The sequence below is a fragment of the Streptomyces litmocidini genome (assembly GCF_014649755.1).
Lineage (GTDB): Bacteria > Actinomycetota > Actinomycetes > Streptomycetales > Streptomycetaceae > Streptomyces > Streptomyces litmocidini.
Genome location: NZ_BMTQ01000020.1, coordinates 38,879 through 57,829, shown reverse-complemented (window position 1 = coordinate 57,829; position 18,951 = coordinate 38,879). Strand labels below are relative to the sequence as shown.

Sequence of the window (18,951 nt, the reverse complement as noted above, 5' to 3'; positions counted from 1 at the left end):
CCGCGCGCCGCCGTTCTGCACGAGAGCCGCGTTGCCTACCCGGCTTCGTTCGTCTCGCCCGGGGTTCGTGGCATCGGAGGGCCGTGCTCCGGGGCCGGGGCCGGATCTCCGGCTCCCTTCCCCGTGGCCCGGTGGCGGGCCCAGGTCGTGGACAGGACGAGGGCGACCGCGGCGCCGTACGCGATGTTGCTCAGCGTCGGCCGGAAGTCGAAGGCCGGGCCGAGGACGTAGACGGCGGCTCCCGCGAGCGCGATGCCCAGCCACTCCCAACGTCCGTCGAGAGCGACGAGCGCGACCAGGAGCAGCGCGTACCAGGAGTAGCCGGGCGTGAGGACGACGAAGGCGCAGCCGGTGACCAGGAGGGCGCCGCTCCAGGGGCGTCGCGGGTCCCCGCGCCACATCACGTACAGGGACACGCCGGCGATGACGACGACCAGTACGGGGAGCGACCAGGCATCCGGCAGGACCAGGCGCAGGAGCGAATAGCGGGACCCGGCCGAGGCGTCGTCGTAGCCCTCTTCCTGGACGTAGCCGCCGAGGTAGCCGAAGACCGAGCCGTGCGAGAGGACGACGTACGGGAGGTAGGCGAGTACGACGAAGACCGCGGCGGGCAGCAGCACGGCGGCCGCGTCGCGGACGCGGCGGACCCCGGACAGCGCGCCGGGGAGGACGACGGCCGGCATCAGCTTCGTGGCGACGGCGGCGCCGATCAGCACTCCGCCCGCTGTCCGCCGGGTCAGGTCCCGGAAGGCGACGAGGCCGAGCCCGGCCACCGTGAGGAGCACGCCCAGGACGTCGACGTGGGCGTTGTTGACGGCCTCGACGGGGACGGCGGGGCACCAGGCCCAGTACGCGGCCCTGTGGACGCCTTCGCCGCGCCGTCGCAGGATCAGGAGGAGCACGCCCGTGACCCCGAGGGAGGTCACGGCGGCGCCGATCTGGAGCGGCTTGTGCCGGGCGCCGACGGGGGAGAGCTGCTCGACGGCCAGGAAGTACGCCTCCGCGACGGGCGGGTAGATGGTGTGGACGGCCGGCCTGTTGATGCGGGTGCAGCGGGGCGAGCCGCCCGTGTGAGGGATCGGCGCGAGGCCGGGGCCCTCGCAGGCGGCGCCGGTGGGGAAGAGCCAGAGGTCGCGGAGCCGGGCGAGCGCCGGGTCCTGCGGGGTGTGGTCGTACGGGGAGACGCCGGCGGACTGGACGCGGCCGTCCCAGGCGTAGCGGTACGAGTCGGTGCTGGTCCGCGGTGGTCCCACCAGTCCGGTCACCGTGACGGCGACGGCCCCCGCGGCGATCAGCGACGCGACGTGGCGGGCCGGGACCCGGCGCAGGGCGAGCAGAGTGGCGGTGAAGAGCACCCAGCAGGCCGCGTACCACCAGTACAGCCCGACGGGGTCGCTGAAGTGGCCCCCGTGCACGAGGGTGAGGACGAGGACCGTCGTGAGTGCGGCGAGGGCGAGTGCGGTGGTCATGACCGCGGCGCGAGGGCTGAGGGCGGTAAGGGGCTTCACCCGCGGAAGCGTTCCAGGAATCGGCCTGCCCGTGGGCCGTGCCACCGCGGGTGTCCGTGTTCCGTAAGGTGTTCCGGCAGCCCGGGCGGGCCTCGCCGGGGGTGTGAGGGGGGCATGCGTTCCCTCCTGCCTCCGGGGCCGCCCGTCACCTTCAGGGCGCGCCTGCGCGATGCCCGTACCGCGACCGCGATCGGCCGCCGGCTGCTCCTCGGCGTCACAGCCGCGGTCGGAGTCGTCACGCCCACCACGGGCGGACGGTCCGTCACCCCGTCCTGCCGCTCGACCACCTGCGCGACCGGCAGCTCGCCGTGGCGGCCATCGGCCTTGCCCACCCCGGGGTACGCCGGTGCGCGTGCCGTGACGCCGGGCGAGCGGTCGTTCCCGAAGTCCGCCGGGGCGGTACTCGCGACCGGTCGTGCTCCGGGCGGGATCCGCACCGCTGCGGATCCCGCCCCGGTGGTCCGGTGCGCCGGAGTTCGCGGTCAGCGGGTGAGGCGTACGAAGTGCCGGCCCGTCGCCCGCCAGGTGCCCGAGGGCGTCCAGCCCGCGTCCCCCGCGACGGTGCACAGAGCGCGGGTGCCCAGCCGGGCCCACCAGAAGGACTCCCCGCGGCCGCCGTTCCCGTCCTCGACGTGTACCTCGACCCGCTCGTCGACGTCCGCGGCGGCCACCTCGACCAGCAGGGAGCCGCCGGGAGCGGTGAGTTCGGCGGTGCGGCGCAACATGGCGGCCGGGTCTCCGCCGATGCCGATGTTGCCGTCGACGAGCAGCACCGTGCGCCAGCCGCCCTCGCCGGGCAGCGGGTCGAACACCGACCGGCACAGGGCGCTGCCGCCCGCCCGTACGGTACGGGCCACCGCCTCGGGGGTGATGTCCACGCCGAGCGCCGCGTACCCGAGGCCGGCGAGGGCGGCGACCAGGCGGCCCGGCCCGCAGCCGATGTCGAGGACCGGGCCGGTGCAGCGGCTCAGCACGGTGTGGTCGGCCGCGTCGGGCTCGGCGCACCAGCGTTCGACCTCCAGCGGGAGCAGCCGGCCGTCGCGGCGGCGCAGGTACAGCGGGCCCCGCCCGGTCCGCAGGGCGTCGGCGTACGGATCGGCCTGCCAGGTTCGGGTGGCCGGATCCGTGAGCCGGGCGGTCATCGGGCCGCCGCGCACAGACCGGAGTGCACGGCGGCGAAGCGGGTGCGCGGAGCCGCCCGCGCCACGCGTTCCGCGTCGGCGGGGGTGTCCACGTCGCACAGCTCGGGCAGATCGCGCACGGCCAGCCCCGCGTCGGTGAGCCGGCGGCGCTGCACCTCTCCCGTCTCCGGTACGGACACGGGCACGCCGAGCAGCAGGGCCGGGTCGGGTTCGGCCAGGCCCAGCGCCCAGAAGCCGCCGTCGTCGGCGGGTCCGAACCAGGCGTCGGCCCCGGTGAAGTCGAGCCCGGACGCGAGGAGGCCGGGGGTGACCTGCGGGGTGTCCATGCCGATGAGCAGGGCCGGTCCGTCGGCCAGGGCGAAGGCAGCGGCCAGCCGGGCGTCCAGGCCGCCCGTGCCCTGGGGGACGACCTCGATGCCGTCCGGGAGCCAGGGCCCCGGCTGTCCGTCCAGGACGAGGACGCGGCGCCAGGCAGGAGCGGCGAGGACCGCCGCGAGGGTGTCCCGGAGCGCGGCGCGGGCCAGGCCGGCAGCCTGCTCGGGCGTGAACCGCGTGGTCAGCCGGGTTTTGACGCGGCCGGCGACCGGGGCCTTGGCGATGACGAGGAGGGTGCTCACGCGGACGCTCCCCCGGCCGGTGCCGCAGCGGCGCCCGGCGCCTCGGCCAGGACCCGGCGCATGTCCCGCACCGCGTGCCAGGTGCCCCGCCAGGTTCCGGTGACCTTGGACCTGCCCGAGCGGGGCAGGTAGGGGATGTCCGTCTCGGCCACGCGCCAGCCGGCGTCGGCGGCGCGGACCACCATCTGGAGCGGGTAGCCGCTGCGCCGGTCGGTCAGGTCGAGGCCGAGCAGCGCCTCGCGGCGGGCCACCCGCATCGGCCCGAGGTCGTGCAGGCGCAGACCGGTGCGGCGGCGCAGCATCCGGGCGAGGGCGATGTTTCCGGCGCGTGCGTGCGCGGGCCAGGCGCCGCGGGCTTGCGGGCGGCGCCGGCCGAGCAGCAGGTCCGCCTCGCCGGCCGCGACCCGGGCGGCCATCGGGGCGAGCAGGCCGGGGTCCATGGAGGCGTCGCAGTCGCAGAAGCAGACGTACTCGGCGTCGGCGGCGAGCAGCCCGGCGTGGCAGGCGGCGCCGAAGCCGCGGCGGCCCTCGTGCACGACGGTGGCGCCGAGGGAGCGGGCGATGTCCGCCGAGCCGTCGGTGGAGCCGTTGTCGACGACGATCGCCCGCCACCCGGCCGGCACCCGCGCCAGCACCCAGGGCAGGGCCTCCGCCTCGTCGAGGCAGGGCAGTACGAGGTCCGCGGCAGGCGGACGGCAAGCAGAAGGAGTCACCCTCCACACCGTAGGATCGGGCGGGCGCCGAAAGCCGCCGGAAGACCTTACGAAACGCGGACGACGTGCCGGAACCGCGGGGACCCGGGTCCGCGGGGGCGGGCAGCGGTGTCACTCTGGTGCCATGGAATCCAGCAACGAGCGGGCCACGTCCGAGGGCGCGGGCACCGACCGCGTCCCCGTCGCCGTCACGGGCGCCCGCGTCCTGGTGGTGGACGACGACCCGACCGTCTCGGAGGTCGTGTCCGGCTATCTGGAACGGACCGGATTCACCGTGCACCGCGCCGCCGACGGCCCGTCCGCCCTGGAGGCCGCGGCCCGGCACCGGCCGCACCTGGTCGTCCTCGACCTGATGCTGCCCGGCATGGACGGTCTGGAGGTCTGCCGCCGACTGCGTGCGCGCGAGCACGGGAACCCCGCCGTGGCGGTGGTCATCCTCACCGCGCGCGGGGACGAGGAGGAGCGGATCCTGGGCCTGGAAGTCGGTGCGGACGACTACGTGACCAAACCCTTCAGCCCGCGCGAGTTGGTCCTGCGGGTGCGCTCGGTCCTGCGCCGGGCCTCCTCGGCCGTTCCGGCCGACGAGCCGTTGCTCGCCGCCGCCGGACTGTCGGTCGACCCGGTCGCCCGCCGGGCTACGAAGGGCGGTGCGGAACTGGCCCTCACCCTGAGGGAGTTCGACCTCCTCGCCTACTTCCTGCGACATGCCGGTCAGGTCTGCGGCCGGGAGCGTCTGATGCGCGAGGTCTGGGGCTGGGACTTCGGGGACCTCTCCACGGTCACCGTCCACGTCCGCAGGCTCCGGGCCAAGATCGAGGAGGATCCGGCCGATCCGCAGCTGATCCGGACCGTGTGGGGCGCCGGATACCGCTTCGAAGCAGCCCCGGACCCGACCTGCCGCGCCGGGGCGGCGGCAGACGCCCCGACGGAGGCCGGTCATGCGTGACGTCCTGCTGATCGCCCTGCACGCCTTCCTCGGCGCGGGTGGCGCCGGGATCCTCGGCGCCGTGGCGCTGCGGATACTGCGCCGGCGCAGCGTGGCCGTGTCCCTCGCGGTCGTCGCGGCCGTCGCCGTCTGCGCGATGCTCGCCGGGACGCTCGCGGTCGCCTGGGCGATGTTCCTCTCCTCCCACGACCTCGCCGTGGTGACCACGGTCGTCGCGATGGCCGCCGCCGTCTCCTTGGGGACCGCGCTGCTGCTGGGCCGCCAGGTCGTGCGCCGCTGCCGGGAACTCGTCGGCGCGGCACGCGACTTCGGGGAGGAGGGCACCTTCACCGCTCCCGCGGTGCCCGCCCCCGCCGAACTCACCGCGATCAGCCTCGAACTGGCCCTCACCAGTGAACGCCTCGCCGCTTCGCGCGAACGCGAGCGGGCCCTGGAGACCTCACGGCGCGAGCTCGTGGCCTGGATCTCGCACGACCTGCGCACCCCGCTGGCCGGTCTGCGCGCGATGTCGGAGGCCCTCGAAGACGGCATGGCCGCCGACCCGACCCGCTACCACCGGCAGATGTGCGCCGAGGTGGACCGCCTCAACTCCATGGTCACCGACCTCTTCGAGCTCTCCCGCATCCACGCGGGCGCCCTCTCCCTCAGCCCCACCCGGATCTCCCTCTACGACCTGGTCGGCGATGCCCTCGCGGGCGCGGACGCCCTGGCCCGCGAACACGGCGTACACCTGGCCGGCGCGGGCGTCGCCCCCCTGCCCGTGGAGGTCGACGGCAAGGAGATGACCCGCGTCCTCTCGAACCTTCTGGTCAACGCCATCCGCCACACCCCGGCCGACGGCACCGTCGCGGTCGCCGCCGAACGCCGCGCCGACGCGGTGGTGCTGTCCGTCACCGACGCCTGCGGAGGCATCCCCGACGAGGACCTGCCCCGCGTCTTCGACACCGGCTGGCGCGGCGGCCAGGCCCGTACCCCTCCCTCGGGCGCGGGCCTGGGCCTGGCGATCGTACGGGGCATCGTCGAAGCCCACTCCGGGCACGCCGACGTCCGCAACGTGCCCGGCGGCTGCCGCTTCGAACTGACCCTCCCGGCCCCCGCGTAGAACCTGCCCCGGCCTTCCGCCCCGGCCCGGCCCGGGGGTCGCGCGCACGCAGCGGGGGTCCACCGGCGGGACACGCCGGTGGACCCCCGCGAGGCCGGTGCGGGAGGGGCGGGATCAGCCGACGGCCCCCGCCGACGCGCGCTGGCCCGCGCGGGCGAACTCGGTCATGCCCTGCGCGAAGTCGGCCTCCGGGCGCCAGCCCAGTTCCTCGCGCAGCCGGGTGGAGTCGGCGGTGATGTGACGTACGTCGCCGAGGCGGAACTCGCCCGTGACCACCGGGTGCGGGCCCCCGTACGCCGCCGCCAGCGCGGACGCCATCTCGCCGACCGTGTGCGGATCGCCGCTGCCCGTGTTGAACGCGGTCAGCGTCCCGGCGGACAGCCCGCCCACGGCCTCCAGGGCCACCGCGTTCGCCGAGGCCACGTCGCCGACATGGACGAAGTCCCGCCGCTGCGCGCCGTCCTCGAAGACCCGAGGGGCCTCACCGCGGGCCAGCGCGGACCGGAAGAACGAGGCCACCCCGGCGTAGGGCGTGTCGCGCGGCATCCCCGGCCCGTACACGTTGTGGTAGCGCAGGGACACGGCGCGGCCCTCCGTGCACCGGGCCCACGAGGCAGCCAGGTGCTCCTGGGCCAGCTTCGTCGCCGCGTACACGTTCCGGGGATCCGCCGGCGCGTCCTCGCCGACCAGACCCGGCGCGAGCTCGGCCCCGCAGTCGGGACAACGCGGCTCGAACCGGCCCGCCGTCAGGTCCTCGGTCCGACGCGGCCCGGGTCGCACCGTGCCGTGCCGCGCGCACGTGTACCGGCCCTCCCCGTAGATCACCATCGACCCGGCGAGGACGAGGTCCCGTACTCCGACGGCCGCCATCTCCGCCAGCAGTACCGCCGTCCCGAGGTCGTTGCAGCCCACGTACCCGGGAGCGTCTGCGAAGTCCTTGCCGAGGCCGACCATGGCCGCCTGGTGGCACACCGCGTCCACACCGCGCAGCGCGGCCCGCACGGAGCCGGCGTCCCGTACGTCCGCGCGCAGGAACTCCGCGTCGGGCAGGGGCGGCGTGTCCGGGTGGGCGGCGGGCAGCAGGGCGTCGAGCACGACGGGGTCGTGGCCGCGGGCCTTGAGGGCGGAGACGATGTGGGAGCCGATGAACCCGGCTCCTCCGGTGACGAGTACACGCATGGCGGCGACGTTACGCAGCGGGCCGCGCCGGCGGCGTCTCCCACGCGTGCACGTAAGACTTCCGTCATGCGGTGCGGGGAGCGCGCCGGCCCGGCCGCCAGTGGTGGCCGAGGTGTTCGTCGTGCTTCCGGACGCCGTCGCCGGGCATGCCGAGGCGGGCGGTGGGGGACCGGCGCCACGGGGGAACGGCCGGTCGCCGCTCACCGGGAGGTGCCCCAACTGCCTTTGTCCGTCCTGTCGTCAGCGACCGGAGGCGCAAGCCGGTAGCCTGATCGAAGGGAGCCCGTGAGACATGGGGGTGGCGAGTGCAGGCGCCTGCGACCGTCGCGCAACTCGTTCTGCTCGTCCTCCTGGTGCTGCCCGGGGTCACCTACCAGTTCGTCCGGGAACGCCGCCGTGGGCCGGTGCCCGGTGAGCGTGATCTGGGCGAGCGGGTGCTGCGGGCGATCGTCGCGTCGATCGCGCTGGACGCCCTGTACGCCGTGGTGGCGGGGCCGGCGCTGATTCGCCTGGCGCGAGGAACCGGCGGCTGGGACGGCTTCGTGGAGCGGCCGCGCGTGGTCGGCTTCGTCGCCGTGGTGCTGTTCCTCGTCGTGCCGGCCGGGGCGGCGGCCACCGTCTCCCTGGTGGACCGGCAGCGGCGCAGGGCCCGGTTCCTGCGCACGCCCAGCGCCTGGGACCACGCGTTCCGCGACCGCGAGGCGTGCTTCGTGCGCGTACGGCTGAAGGACGGCAACTGGGCGGGCGGCTGGTACGGCCACCGGTCGTACGCCTCCTCGTACCCCCACCCGGCCGAGCTGTACCTCGAATCGGCGCGCGTGATGGGCGCCGACGGGTCGTTCGGCGCGCGCGTGCACGGAACGGCGGGCCTGCTGCTGCGGGCGGAGGACTTCGACGTGCTGGAGCTCGTCGAACCCGGAGAACCGGCGGCTGCGCCGGGGGAGGAGCGATGATGACGCACGAACCCGAGCTCTCGCCCGAAGAGGCGGCACTGCTGCAGGAGGCCACGGAACGCGGCTACACCCCGAAACGCACGGTCGCCGAGCCGGACGAGGCGCCCGGCGGCCCGGCCGGCACCTCGAACGGCAACGAGGACTGACGCGTGGGCGGCGAGCCCGCGAACGGCCTGGCCGAGCGGTTCTGGGAGGCGTTCCAGGTGGCCCGCCACAGCGCGGACCCCGCGTCGGTCGAGAAGGCGATCGACCTCGGCCGTACCCTGCTGGCCGCCGAGGACGCGGCCGAGCGCCGCTCGGTCCTGTCGAACCTCGGAGGCCTGCTGCAGACCCGCTACCACCAGACCGGCGACTTCGCGTTCCTGCAGGAAGCCGTCCAGGCGGTCACGGAGGCCTACTTCCTGTCGTACGAAAGCCCGGACGAATCGGCGGGCTACGCCAACAACCTCGGCATGCTGCTGCACACCGCGTTCCAACGGAACCAGGACCGCGGAACCCTGGCCGACGCGCTGGAGTGGAGTCGGGCGGCCGTCGACGAGGAACCGTCCACGAAGAAGGCGTTCCACCTGGACAACCTCGTCGTCGCGCTGCGGACGGCGTTCACCGTGACGGAAGACCTCGCCTTTCTGGCGGAAGCCGTCGAGCGGGCGCGGGCCGCCGTCGCATGCTGCCCCGACGACGTGTCCGCCGCCCGGAGCCTGCACTACCTCGCCGTCGTCCTGCGCGACTGGTCCCGTGAGACCGGAGAGGCCGGTGCCGTGGAGGAGGCCGTCGACGCCGCGCGGCGAGCGGTGGAGCTCACGCCGGCCGGATCGCCCGACGTGCTCGACCGGCTGAAGAACCTCGCGGACCTGCTCGACGGCCGCTACCGGGCCCGCGGAGCGCGCGATGACCTGGCCGAACTGCTTCGGGTCCGGCAGAGGCTGGGGGCCCACACCCCGGTCACCGATCCACGGCACTCGCAGAACCTCGTCGAGCTGACGGCCACGGAACGCGCCTGGGCCGCGCTCACCGGCGAGCGCCCGACACCGGACCGCGGCTGGGAGCGTGCCGACACCGAGGCCGAAGCGTGCGGGCGGTACGCCGCCGAGTTCGAGCAGACCCGGGACCCGGCCCTGCTCGACCGGGCGATCGCACTCGGGCGTTCGGTGGCGGCGGCGACCCCCGCAGGGCACCCCCGCCGGGGCGTGCGCCTGGACCACTTCGCCACGGCGCTGGCCACCCGGGGCGAGGAGTTCGGGGACCACGCCGCGCTCGTGGAGGCCGTCGGCATCGAGCGGGAGGCGGTCGCCTGCACGCCGGCGGGTCATCCGCTGCGGGTCCAGTTCATGGGCAACCTCGCCGTCAACCTGAACGCGTTGTTCCACGCGACCGGAGACCTGGCCCACGTCATGGAGGCGATCGACGTCGCCCGCCGTGCCGCCGAGGCCACGGCCGGGCGGGGCGACCACCCGCGTTCGCTCGGGATCCTCGCCGTCGTGCTGCACAACCGGTTCCGGGTGACCGGCGAGCTGCAGGTGTTGTCGGAGGCGGTCGACCACGCGCGGGAGTCCGTCCGCCTCGGCGCGAACCTGGTCGCCGGACAGGCCCAGCGGCTCTCCAACCTCGGCGCCATGCTGTCCGACTGGTTCACCAGGACGGGCCGGGCGGGCGTGCTCGACGAGGCGATCGCCGCGCACCGCGCGGCCGCGGACGTGACGGCGGACGACGACCCGGACCGGGCCGTGCGGCTGGCCAATCTCGGCGGTGTGCTGTGGATGGCGTACGAGAGGTTCGGCGACCGGAACGCGTTGCGGGACGCGATCGCCGCGCGCCGCGCGTCCGTGGCCGCGACTCCGCGGGACAGCCCGGACTGGCCCGGGTACACCGCGAGCCTGGCCGCCGCGCTCGGCGACTGGTGCACGAACCCCGTGGCGCCCGCCGCCGCGCGACGGGAGCCGCCGGATCCGCGACTCCTCGCCGAGGCGATCGGCCTGGCCCGGAGCGCGGCGCGGAGGCCCGGGCAGGACGCCTACGCCCGGGCGGGTCTGCTGACCCGCGTCGCCAACGTCCTGGCCCTCGGCTTCCGGCACCTCGGCGACGGCGACGCGCTGACCGAGGCGCTCGACCACTACCGGGAAGCCGCGGCGTCTGCCGGATCCCCGACGGCGAGCCGGGCGGAGGCCGCGGGCCGGTGGGGCGACCTGGCCGCCGAGGCCGGGCGGTTCGACGTGGCCGCCGAGGGGTACGCCGCCGCGGTCCGGCTGCTGCCCCGGCTCGCCGGACGCCGCCTGGGCCGCGAGGACGCCCAGTACTGGCTCGGCCGGTTCGCCGGGGTCGCCGCCGACGCGGCCGCGTGCGCGCTGGCCGCAGGCGACGAGGCGAGCGCGGTGACCCTGCTCGAATCCGGCCGCTGCGTGCTCGCCGCCCAGGCACTCGACGGCCGCGGCGACCTCTCCGACCTGCGCGAGCGGGCGCCCGAACTGGCCGAACGCTTCCGGACGCTCACCGCGGAGTTCGAAACCGACACCACGAGCGACCGCGTGGCCCTCGCCGACGAGCTCGACGCGGTGACCGACCGGATCCGCGCGCTGCCCGGGATGGAGCGGTTCCTGCGGCCCCCGCTGCTCACCGACCTCACCGCGCAGGCGCACGAGGGCCCGATCGTGTACGTCAACGTCAGCCGGCACCGGTGCGACGCCCTGATCGTCACTCCGGACGGGGTCCGGTCACGCGCGCTGGACCGGCTGAGCGAAGAGGCCGTGAGTCACCGCGTACGCGCGCTGCACACCGCGTTCACGGAGGGGCGGCCGGCCGCCGAGTCGGCGATCCACGACACGCTCGCGTGGCTGTGGGACACCGTCGTGGGCCCTGTGCTCGGCGAGCTGGGGCTGACGGCGGAACCGGCGCCGGACGGGCCGTGGCCAAGGATCTGGTGGGCCCCGGTCGGGTCGCTCAGCCTGCTCCCCCTGCACGCGGCGGGCCACCACCGCGACGGCGGGCCCGTGCTCCTCGACCGCGTCGTCTCCTCGACGACGCCGACGATCCGTGCCCTGGGCCACGCCCGCGCGGGCCGCCGCGGCGACCGGGACGAACCGCGGCTGCTGGTGGTCGCGATGCCGCGCACCCCGGACGCCCCGGACCTGCCCGGCGCACAGGCCGAAGCCGACCACCTGGCCGCCCTCCTGCCCGGCGCCACGGTCCTGGTCGGCGCGGACGCGACTCGTGACGCCGTTCTCGACGCCCTGCCGGCCAGTGGCTGGGCGCACTTCGCCTGCCACGGGTACAGCGACCCGGACAACCCTTCGGACAGCCACCTCGCGCTGCACGACCACGACCGTGCGCCCTTCCGGGTGCTGGACCTTTCCCGGCTGCGCCTGCGGGACGCGGAGTTCGCGTTCCTGTCGGCCTGCGACACGGCCCGCACCACCGCGCGTCTGTCCGACGAGGCGATCCACCCGTTGGCGGCTTTTCAGATAGCCGGGTTCTCCCAGGTGGTCGGCACGCTCTGGCGCGTCGACGACGCCGTGGCACCGGCCTTCAGCCGGCAGGTCTACGGCGAGTTGACCGCGGATCGGTCCGGTGCGTTGTGCGCGTCGGCGGCGGTCCACCGCGCGGTCAGGCGGCTCAGGGCGAAGTACCCGAACCTGCCGTCGGTGTGGGCCGCGTACATCCACGCGGGCGCCTGATCACGCGCCCCGTCGTACCGGAGGCCGATCCGCGGCCGACTCGGCCGGGTCCGGACCGAGGAGACCTCCGGAGCCGGCCCCGACCGGCGCGGCGGAGCCCTGGAACGGGCCGTCGTCGGGATCGCCCTCGTCTCTCCTCCTCTCCCTCCTCTTCTGCCAACTCGATCGTTCCACAGTCGAGTTGGGCCGTTCTGCCCTATGTTCGAGGGGCCCGCACAGCGGTTCGGTTCGCCCAGGAGGTCCGATTGCAGACCAGACGCATGCGCTCCCTCGCCGGAGCATTCCGCCGCTTCCCCCTGCTCGTCGCCTTCGCCCTCGGCTCGCTGCTCGTCGGGCTCACTCCCTGGCTGGGAACGGCGAGCACGGGACCGGCCGGCCGGGGAGCGACACCCCCGCCGATACCGGGGGCCTTCGACCAGCAGACGGCGAAGCAGTCGCCGCACCACGGCGTGGCCCCGGCGAGCGCCATGGAGCCGACGGCTCCCGTGCTCGACCGGACCGGATGGACGGCGACGGCGAGCGACGAGGAGACCCTCAAGGAGAACGGCCGCGCCGCCAACGTCCTCGACGGCGACTCCGCGACCCTCTGGCACAGCCGGTGGTCCGGGACCCCGGCCCCGCTGCCGCACAGCATCACCGTCGACATGCACCGCACGACGGTGGTCTCGGCGCTCGTGTACCAGCCCCGCACCGTCGGGATCAACGGGCGCGTCGGTGAGTACAGCATCAGCGTGAGCACCGACGGCCGGAGCTGGGGCAGCCCGGTCGCCACCGGCACCCTCGCGGACGACGCCGCCGCCAAGACCCTCGGATTCGCCCCGCAGGGCGCGCGGTTCGTCCGGCTCACCGCCCTCACCGAGGCCGGAAACCGCGGCCCGTGGAGCGCGGCCGCGGAACTCAACCTCCTCGGCGACCCCGGAACCCCGGCGGCCACCGTCGACCTTCCCCGGACCGGATGGACCGCCACGGCGAGCGACGAGGAGACCCTCAAGGAGAACGGCCGCGCCGCCAACGTCCTCGACGGCGACGCCGCGACCCTCTGGCACAGCCGGTGGTCCGGGACCCCGGCCCCGCTGCCGCACAGCATCACCGTCGACATGCACCGCACGACGGTGGTCTCGGCGCTCGTGTACCAGCCCCGCAAGGACGGCATCAACGGGCGCGCGGGCGCGTACACCATCACCACCAGCACCGACGGCACCACCTTCGGCGCACCGGTCTCCACGGGCACCTGGCGCGACGACGACACCGTCAAGACCGCCACCTTCATACGCCCCGGCAGCGCCCGCTACATACGCCTGACCGTGACCCGCGAGGCCGGCGACCGCGGGCCCTGGACCTCCGCGGCCGAGATACGCCTGAGCGGACCGGCCGATCCTGCCGCCCACGGCTCCTGGAGCCGGATCACCGGCTTCCCCCTGGTGCCGGTGGCCAGCGCCGTCCTGCCGGGCGACAAGCTCCTGGCCTGGTCGGCGTACGCGCTCGACCGCTTCGGCGGCAGCAACGGCTACACCCAGACCGCGATCCTGGACCTGAGGACGGGCAAGGTCACCCAGCGCCGCATCGACAACACCGGCCACGACATGTTCTGTCCGGGCATAGCGATGCTCGCCGACGGCCGGGTCCTGGTCACCGGCGGCAGCAACGCGCAGAAGGCGAGCATCTACGACCCGGCCACCGACACCTGGTCCGCGACCACCGACATGAACATCGCCCGCGGCTACCAGGCCATGACCCTGATCTCCACCGGAGAGGCCTTCGTCCTCGGCGGATCCTGGAGCGGAGCCACGGGGGACAAGTCCGGCGAGGTCTGGTCCCCGGACACCCGCGCCTGGCGCAAGCTCCCCGGCGTCCCCGCCACCCCGGCGATGACGGCCGACCCCCGCGGCCCCTACCGTGCGGACAACCACATGTGGCTGTACGCCACCTCGGGCGGCAAGGTGCTCCAACTGGGCCCGAGCAAGCAGATGAACTGGATCACGACCGGCGGGAACGGGAGCATCACCTCCGCCGGCACCCGGGCCGACAGCCAGGACGCCATGACCGGCAACGCCGTCGCGTACGACGTCGGCAAGCTGCTCACCCTGGGCGGCTCGCCCGCGTACGAGAACACGCCCGCCACCCGGCGCGCGTACACCGTGAGCGTCGACGGCGACCGGGCCACGGCCGCCCGCACGGGAGACATGGGCCACGCCCGCGCCTTCGGCAACAGCGTCGTCCTGCCCGACGGCAAGGTCGCCGTGTTCGGCGGACAGTCGTACCCCGTGCCGTTCAGCGACGCCACGTCCGTGCTGACCCCCGAGCTGTGGGACCCGGCGACCGGACGCTTCACCCCGCTCGCCAGCATGGCCATCCCGCGCAACTACCACAGCGTGGCGAACCTGCTGCCCGACGGCCGGGTCTTCTCCGGCGGCGGCGGCCTGTGCGGCGACTGCGCCACCAACCACTCCGACGGTGCCGTGTTCACCCCGCCGTACCTGCTCAACGCGGACGGCTCGCCCAAGCCGCGTCCCGTCATCACCGGCGGCGTGCCGCCCCGGGCCGCCGCCGGCACCTCGCTCACCGTCACCACCGAGGGGCCGGTGGCCTCCTTCGTCCTGATGCGGACCGCGGCCGCGACCCACTCCACGGACAACGACCAGCGGCGGGTCCCGCTGAAGTCCACGGCCACGGGGACCGGCACGTACACGGTGTCCCTCCCGGCCGACACGGGCGTGGTCCTGCCGGGCACCTACATGCTCTTCGCCCTGGACGCCCGAGGGGTGCCGAGCACCGCCCGGTTCGTCACCGTCTCCTGACGGTACGGCAGCGGCGTCCGCCCCCGGCCCGGAGCACCCGCCGGGGCCGGGCGCCGCGGCCGGGACGCGCGGAGCACCCGGACGTCGTGACGGCGCTGCCGGTGGCGGCGGTCAGGCGGGGAGGCCGAGCCGCGGGCCGCCCCGGTCGCGCAGCCGTCTGAAGAACGACAGCACGCCCGCGGAGCCGCCGGCCCAGGTGGCGCTCGGCCGGACGAGACCGGCGTCCGGGAACACGGGCCGGGACCAGGTGCCGCCGCTGCGGCTCAGGACGAGCAGGGCGACCGTCTCGGCCGCGTCCCGGAACTCCTCGGACGCGGACGCCTCGGCGACGTCCACCATCAGCTCGCCCACTCCGGCCAGTCCGCAGCACTGCGTGACCAGCGGCATCCGCGGTGCCAGGGCGGCGCAGGCGCGCGCGGCCCGCCGGGCGAGGTCGAGGTGTCCGGGCTCGTCGAGGAGTTCGGCGGCCCGGACGAGCACGGTCCCGATGCCGGCCAGGCCCCGGCACCACGAGCCGTAGCTCCGTGCCGCTCCCGGCGCGGCGGCGGCCGCGATGATGTCCGGCGTCACGGCGGCCAGGTGCGCGGCGGCCCTCTCGGAGCGGCTGATCGCGTCCGGGTCCCCCGTGACGCGGCCGTACTCGAGCAGGAAACAGACGACGCCCGCCTCGCCGTGCGCGATGCCCTCGCGGAGCGCGGCGCCGCCGGCCGTGTCCGCACCGGCCGGCGACAGCCGGGCGGTGCCCGACGCCAGCATCCGGTTGCAGTCGGCGGCGACGGCGAGGTGCCGGTCCGCGGCGGCCCGGTCACCGGACCGGAGGGCGTGCCGGGCGAGCAGCAGCCGGCCGAGGCCGATTCCGGCGGCTCCCGCGATCAGGTCCGCCTCCGGAGGGCCGCCGTCCGGCGCGCGCTCCGGCAGGAGGGAGCGGGCGGGCCGTGCGTCCGTGCCCGCGTCCGTTCCTGTGTCCGTTCCCGTTCCCGGTTCTGTTCCCGGTCCCGGTCCCGGTTCCGTTCCCGGTCCCGGTTCCGTTCCCGGTTCCGTTCCCGGTTCCGTTCCCGGTTCCGTGCCCGTTCCCGTGCCCGCGTCCGTCGCCCGTCCCGCGCCCGTCTCCCGTCCCGCGTCCGTTCCCGCCTCGGTGAGGAAGAGCTCGACGCCGGTGCGTCCCGTGTAGAAGCCGGGCGGCAGGTTCCTGGACTGCTCCGCCGTCCACCGCGCCAACGCGTCGACGGCGGACCGCACGAGGGGCCGGTCCGCGTGGTGGAGGAGCTCCAGTCCGAGCCCCGCACTGCCGCCGTAGACGTCGATCGAGGTGGGGACGTTCAGCCGGGCCGCCCGTACCGGATCCACGATCGCGCGCGCCTCCCCGACGCAGTACGCGGTCGTGTGCGCGACGACCTCGTCCAGCAGGTCGTCGTCGATCCGGGGGCGTGCGGGCCGGCGTGCGGGTCCGGGCGTGCCGGTGCGCAGGCGGTCGGAGGCGGCGGTCCGTACGGCCGGGTCGAAGCTCAGGAGGCCGGTGACCGTCGACCGGATCTCGCGGTGGGCGCGGCCGGGCAGCGCCCAGGCCAGGCAGGCCAGGGTCCTGTCCCGGTTGACCTCGTGGTCGGCGTCGACGATCACCGGGTCCATGCCGGTGGCGGCGAAGAAGAGGGTCGCGCCGAGGGCGTAGTGGTCGTCGGCGGGGGCGGCCGGTCCGGTGGCGCGCAGCACCGGTTCGCCGTATCCGGGGGTCGCTCCTCCCGGACCGGTGCCGTCGTGCTCGCTGATCCCGAAGTCGATCACGTGGCAGTGGCCGGGGCCCGAGTCGTCGAGCACGACGTTGTCGGGCTTGAGGTCGCGGACGACCACGTTCCGGCCGTGGACCGCGTCCAGGACGCGCAGGAGGCGGGAGGCGAGGACGGACAGGGAGCGTGCCGACCGGGCGTCGTCGTCCCGGTAGGGCCCGCCGCGCAGGACCTCCTTGCGCAGGTTCCGGTCCCCGCAGTCGCTCATCACCAGGTACTCGTCCGACCGGTGGGCGAAGTAGTCCAGGGCGCGGGGCACGCCCGTGACGCCGTCGAGCGCGGTGAGGACCCTGTGCTCGTTGCGCAGCCGGTGGCGGGCGTCCGTACCGGATTCGTCCTCGCCGACGAAGGCCCTCGCCTGTTTGACCACGACCGGGCGCCCGAGGGCGTGGTCGACCGCGCGGTAGACGTTGCCCCGGGCGGCGCGCGCGATGCCGGCGGTGAGCGCGTAGCGTCCGCCGCCGAAGCCGGGCGCGGACGACTCGTCACCGGGTCCGGGGCCGGTCGCGAAGGGGTCCTCGGCCCAGGGCGGGCACCGGTAGCGGCCCACGGCCAGGCCGTCGAAGATCCGGCCGTCCGGGCCGGTCATGATGGATTCGAGCCGCCCGCTCCGGCCGGTCCGGTAGTCGCCCGTGAAGGGGCCGTAGCGGTAGTAGACCGGGGCCGCCGGGTCGACCCGCCGGTCGCTGACGATCCGCGGGCCCTCCCGGCCGCGCAGGACGGCGGCGAGTTCCCGGGCGACCTCGACCACGGCGCCGGCCGCGGGATAGACGGTGATCGCCTTGCCGACGGCTCCGGCGCTCACCACCCCGGAGTTGAGGCGGCGCAGCGTCTCCGGGTCGCGGGCGAACTTCGCGTGGCAGACGTGCCGGGACAGCACCGGGAGGACGAGGCGGGTCACGGCGTCGAGTTCGCCGGGGCGCGCCGAGACGTGCAGTTTCCAGCCGTGTTCCATCGCCGGCATCCGCGGATCGTTCAGATACGACCAGGTGTCGTCCGACCAACCGCTGCGGCCGGCGATGGAGACGGCCACCGCTACGAGTTCAGGTCACACGCGAAGCGGGTGGTGGCGGTCACCCAGGGGTCGGCGAGACACGCCATGTGTTCGCGGTCGCCGCGGTCGTCGTCCTCGAACGCGATCGCCTCGTCGTCGATCTCCAGCGGACCCGCGTCGCGGATTCCGTCGACTTCCAGAAGTTCCGGCACGGCTACGGGCATGTGACGCCTCCATGGTCTGTCGTGCGCTGAGGAGCAGGAAACGGCTCGGCGGACCGGTGGGCCCGCCGAGCCGGGAACTCGCTGCACAAAGGTAGGGAGGAGGCGAACCCGCTGACAAGGGGACGGTCAGGACGTGTTCTGCGTACGGGGTCAGGACTTCGGCACGGTGTTGACGTAGTCGGTGCCGGCGCTGTAGAAGCCGTCCACCGTCTTCTGGACGTCCGCCGGGGAGACGGCCTCGTCGGCCTTGTAGTAGACCCAGTCGACCTTCACGTCCCAGGCGCGCGGGCCGCCCGTGAAGGGGAGGTCGACGAACCAGTTGCTGAAGTGGATGTCCATCTTCTCGCGCGGGACGTACTTGCCGGAGCTGGTGAAGAGCTTCTCGCCGTCCAGGGAGTAGGTGACCTTTCCGTCCATGGCGGTGATCACCATGGTGTGCCAGCCCTCGAGCCGCCGGTTGAGCGTGTGGCTGACCCGGTCCGGCGGATCGGCCTTGTACCAGCTGACGTTGTCGAGTCGCGGCCCCACCGACCCCCAGCCGCCGTTCGGCAGGTACTCGAAGTCGAGCTCGCTGTAGTTCTCGGAGGAGTCCGCGGGGGAGATGGGGAAGAAGGTCTGGACGACGTGGTCGCCGTTGCGGCCGCTCGTGGGCTTGTCGCTGAGGTGGACGCGGGCGGCGAAGGTGCCCGTGAGGAAGTTCTTGCCGGTGGTCTGCACCTCGACCTGCCGGGTGCCCTGCGCGGTGCCGTCGGTGGAGGACCGCAGCCGCAGGGCCCTGCCCCCCTGGGCGGTCGCGTCGGAGGGGAAGCCGACGCCGTCGGCGGACCAGGTGTCCTTGATCCCCGGGCCGCCCCCGCCGGTACGGATCTCCCAGCCGTGGGCGGCGAGGGAGGGGTCGTCGGCGCCGCTGTAGTGGAAGTCGTCGAACAGGGTCCCGGGCGGCCCGGTCGGGGTCGGCGAGGCGTCCTGCGCGGGCGGGGCCGCGTCGGCGCCCCCGCCGGACGCGGGGTCGGCGGAACACGCGGCGAGTGCGCACAGGAGGGCGGGGAGCGTGAGCACGGCCCACACGCGGCGACGAGAGGTGCGGCGGGGTTGGCTCACGGGGTTCTCCTTGGGGCGTTGAGGCGGTACCCGGACACGCCCTTTGCATGAGGATCAATCGCTGATCACACGAATTGAGGGGTCATCCTAGCGAAGGGTCCGGGCCGCCCCGCCCCCCGTCCGCGCCCCGGTCGTCCGCGGGTCGGAACATGCCCGCCCACATACCGATCCGGTTACGACATTCGAACGGATCATGTCAAATGGGAACATCGTTCGCCAAAC

General features: G+C 74.7%; 14 protein-coding genes. 6 read left to right on the top strand and 8 right to left on the bottom strand.

Annotated features, from left to right (window positions below):
• Window positions 1–35 precede the first annotated feature (35 nt).
• The 4 genes from IE180_RS31330 to IE180_RS31315 all read right to left on the bottom strand — a co-directional run bounded on the left by IE180_RS31330 (window position 36) and on the right by IE180_RS31315 (window position 3,980).
• Window positions 36–1,469: a glycosyltransferase 87 family protein gene (locus IE180_RS31330; RefSeq protein WP_190160336.1), complete on the bottom strand. Its 1,434-nt coding sequence runs from the start codon at window positions 1,467–1,469 to the stop codon at window positions 36–38.
• Between the two features lie 521 nt (window positions 1,470–1,990).
• Entirely contained in the window at window positions 1,991–2,650 is a 660-nt protein-coding gene (locus tag IE180_RS31325; RefSeq protein ID WP_190160335.1) for a methyltransferase domain-containing protein, read from the bottom strand.
• Entirely contained in the window at window positions 2,647–3,267 is a 621-nt protein-coding gene (locus IE180_RS31320; RefSeq protein WP_190160334.1) for a TIGR04282 family arsenosugar biosynthesis glycosyltransferase, read from the bottom strand. Before IE180_RS31320 ends, IE180_RS31325 begins: the two co-directional genes overlap by 4 nt.
• Complete coding sequence (locus IE180_RS31315; protein ID WP_190160333.1) at window positions 3,264–3,980, bottom strand: glycosyltransferase family 2 protein; 717 nt, start codon at window positions 3,978–3,980, stop codon at window positions 3,264–3,266. The genes IE180_RS31320 and IE180_RS31315 overlap by 4 nt, the downstream gene beginning before the upstream one ends.
• Before the next feature lie 124 nt (window positions 3,981–4,104).
• On the opposite strand from IE180_RS31315, the gene IE180_RS31310 reads away from it, so the two are divergent.
• Both IE180_RS31310 and IE180_RS31305 read left to right on the top strand, forming a co-directional pair.
• On the top strand, window positions 4,105–4,926 hold the full coding sequence (locus tag IE180_RS31310; protein ID WP_190160332.1) for a response regulator transcription factor: 822 nt from the start codon (window positions 4,105–4,107) through the stop codon (window positions 4,924–4,926).
• Window positions 4,919–6,028 carry a sensor histidine kinase gene (locus IE180_RS31305; protein ID WP_190160331.1) on the top strand — a complete coding sequence of 370 codons (1,110 nt, stop codon included), beginning with the start codon at window positions 4,919–4,921 and terminating at the stop codon, window positions 6,026–6,028. Before IE180_RS31310 ends, IE180_RS31305 begins: the two co-directional genes overlap by 8 nt.
• Window positions 6,029–6,142: 114 nt before the next feature.
• Here IE180_RS31305 and IE180_RS31300 read toward each other — a convergent pair whose 3' ends face one another.
• Window positions 6,143–7,207 (bottom strand): NAD-dependent epimerase/dehydratase family protein, encoded by a 1,065-nt coding sequence (locus tag IE180_RS31300; protein ID WP_190160330.1) that lies wholly within the window; start codon window positions 7,205–7,207, stop codon window positions 6,143–6,145.
• Window positions 7,208–7,512: 305 nt separating this feature from the next.
• Between IE180_RS31300 and IE180_RS31295 the strand changes: the two genes are divergently transcribed.
• From IE180_RS31295 to IE180_RS31280, 4 genes are all read left to right on the top strand, one after another.
• Window positions 7,513–8,160 carry a DUF6338 family protein gene (locus IE180_RS31295; protein ID WP_190160329.1) on the top strand — a complete coding sequence of 216 codons (648 nt, stop codon included), beginning with the start codon at window positions 7,513–7,515 and terminating at the stop codon, window positions 8,158–8,160.
• A complete protein-coding gene (locus IE180_RS31290; protein WP_190160328.1) occupies window positions 8,157–8,306 on the top strand; it encodes a hypothetical protein in 150 nt (49 codons plus the stop codon). The genes IE180_RS31295 and IE180_RS31290 overlap by 4 nt, the downstream gene beginning before the upstream one ends.
• 3 nt (window positions 8,307–8,309) lie before the next feature.
• Complete coding sequence (locus tag IE180_RS31285) at window positions 8,310–11,828, top strand: CHAT domain-containing protein (protein ID WP_190160327.1); 3,519 nt, start codon at window positions 8,310–8,312, stop codon at window positions 11,826–11,828.
• A gap of 245 nt (window positions 11,829–12,073) precedes the next feature.
• Entirely contained in the window at window positions 12,074–14,626 is a 2,553-nt protein-coding gene (locus IE180_RS31280) for a galactose oxidase family protein (RefSeq protein WP_229861082.1), read from the top strand.
• 111 nt (window positions 14,627–14,737) lie between these two features.
• Here the strand turns inward: IE180_RS31280 and lanL are convergent, their stop codons facing one another.
• The 3 genes from lanL to IE180_RS31265 form a co-directional block, all read right to left on the bottom strand.
• Window positions 14,738–17,443, bottom strand: a complete 2,706-nt coding sequence (gene lanL, locus IE180_RS31275; RefSeq protein ID WP_190160326.1) for a class IV lanthionine synthetase LanL — start codon at window positions 17,441–17,443, stop codon at window positions 14,738–14,740.
• Between the two features lie 2 nt (window positions 17,444–17,445).
• Window positions 17,446–17,628: an SflA family class IV lanthipeptide gene (locus tag IE180_RS31270; RefSeq protein WP_190160325.1), complete on the bottom strand. Its 183-nt coding sequence runs from the start codon at window positions 17,626–17,628 to the stop codon at window positions 17,446–17,448.
• 150 nt (window positions 17,629–17,778) lie between these two features.
• The gene (locus IE180_RS31265; protein ID WP_190160324.1) at window positions 17,779–18,729 is read right to left on the bottom strand and encodes a glycoside hydrolase family 16 protein; all 951 of its coding nucleotides are present in this window, start codon (window positions 18,727–18,729) and stop codon (window positions 17,779–17,781) included.
• Window positions 18,730–18,951: the final 222 nt, after the last annotated feature.

Excerpts from the sequence above, each read along its gene's own strand:
- IE180_RS31330 (WP_190160336.1), bottom strand. The coding sequence starts at position 1,469 with ATGACCACCGCACTCGCCCTCGCCGCACTCACGACGGTCCTCGTCCTC.
- IE180_RS31325 (WP_190160335.1), bottom strand. The coding sequence starts at position 2,650 with ATGACCGCCCGGCTCACGGATCCGGCCACCCGAACCTGGCAGGCCGAT.
- IE180_RS31310 (WP_190160332.1), top strand. The coding sequence starts at position 4,105 with ATGGAATCCAGCAACGAGCGGGCCACGTCCGAGGGCGCGGGCACCGAC.
- IE180_RS31305 (WP_190160331.1), top strand. The coding sequence starts at position 4,919 with ATGCGTGACGTCCTGCTGATCGCCCTGCACGCCTTCCTCGGCGCGGGT.
- IE180_RS31300 (WP_190160330.1), bottom strand. The coding sequence starts at position 7,207 with ATGCGTGTACTCGTCACCGGAGGAGCCGGGTTCATCGGCTCCCACATC.
- IE180_RS31290 (WP_190160328.1), top strand. The coding sequence starts at position 8,157 with ATGATGACGCACGAACCCGAGCTCTCGCCCGAAGAGGCGGCACTGCTG.
- IE180_RS31270 (WP_190160325.1), bottom strand. The coding sequence starts at position 17,628 with ATGCCCGTAGCCGTGCCGGAACTTCTGGAAGTCGACGGAATCCGCGAC.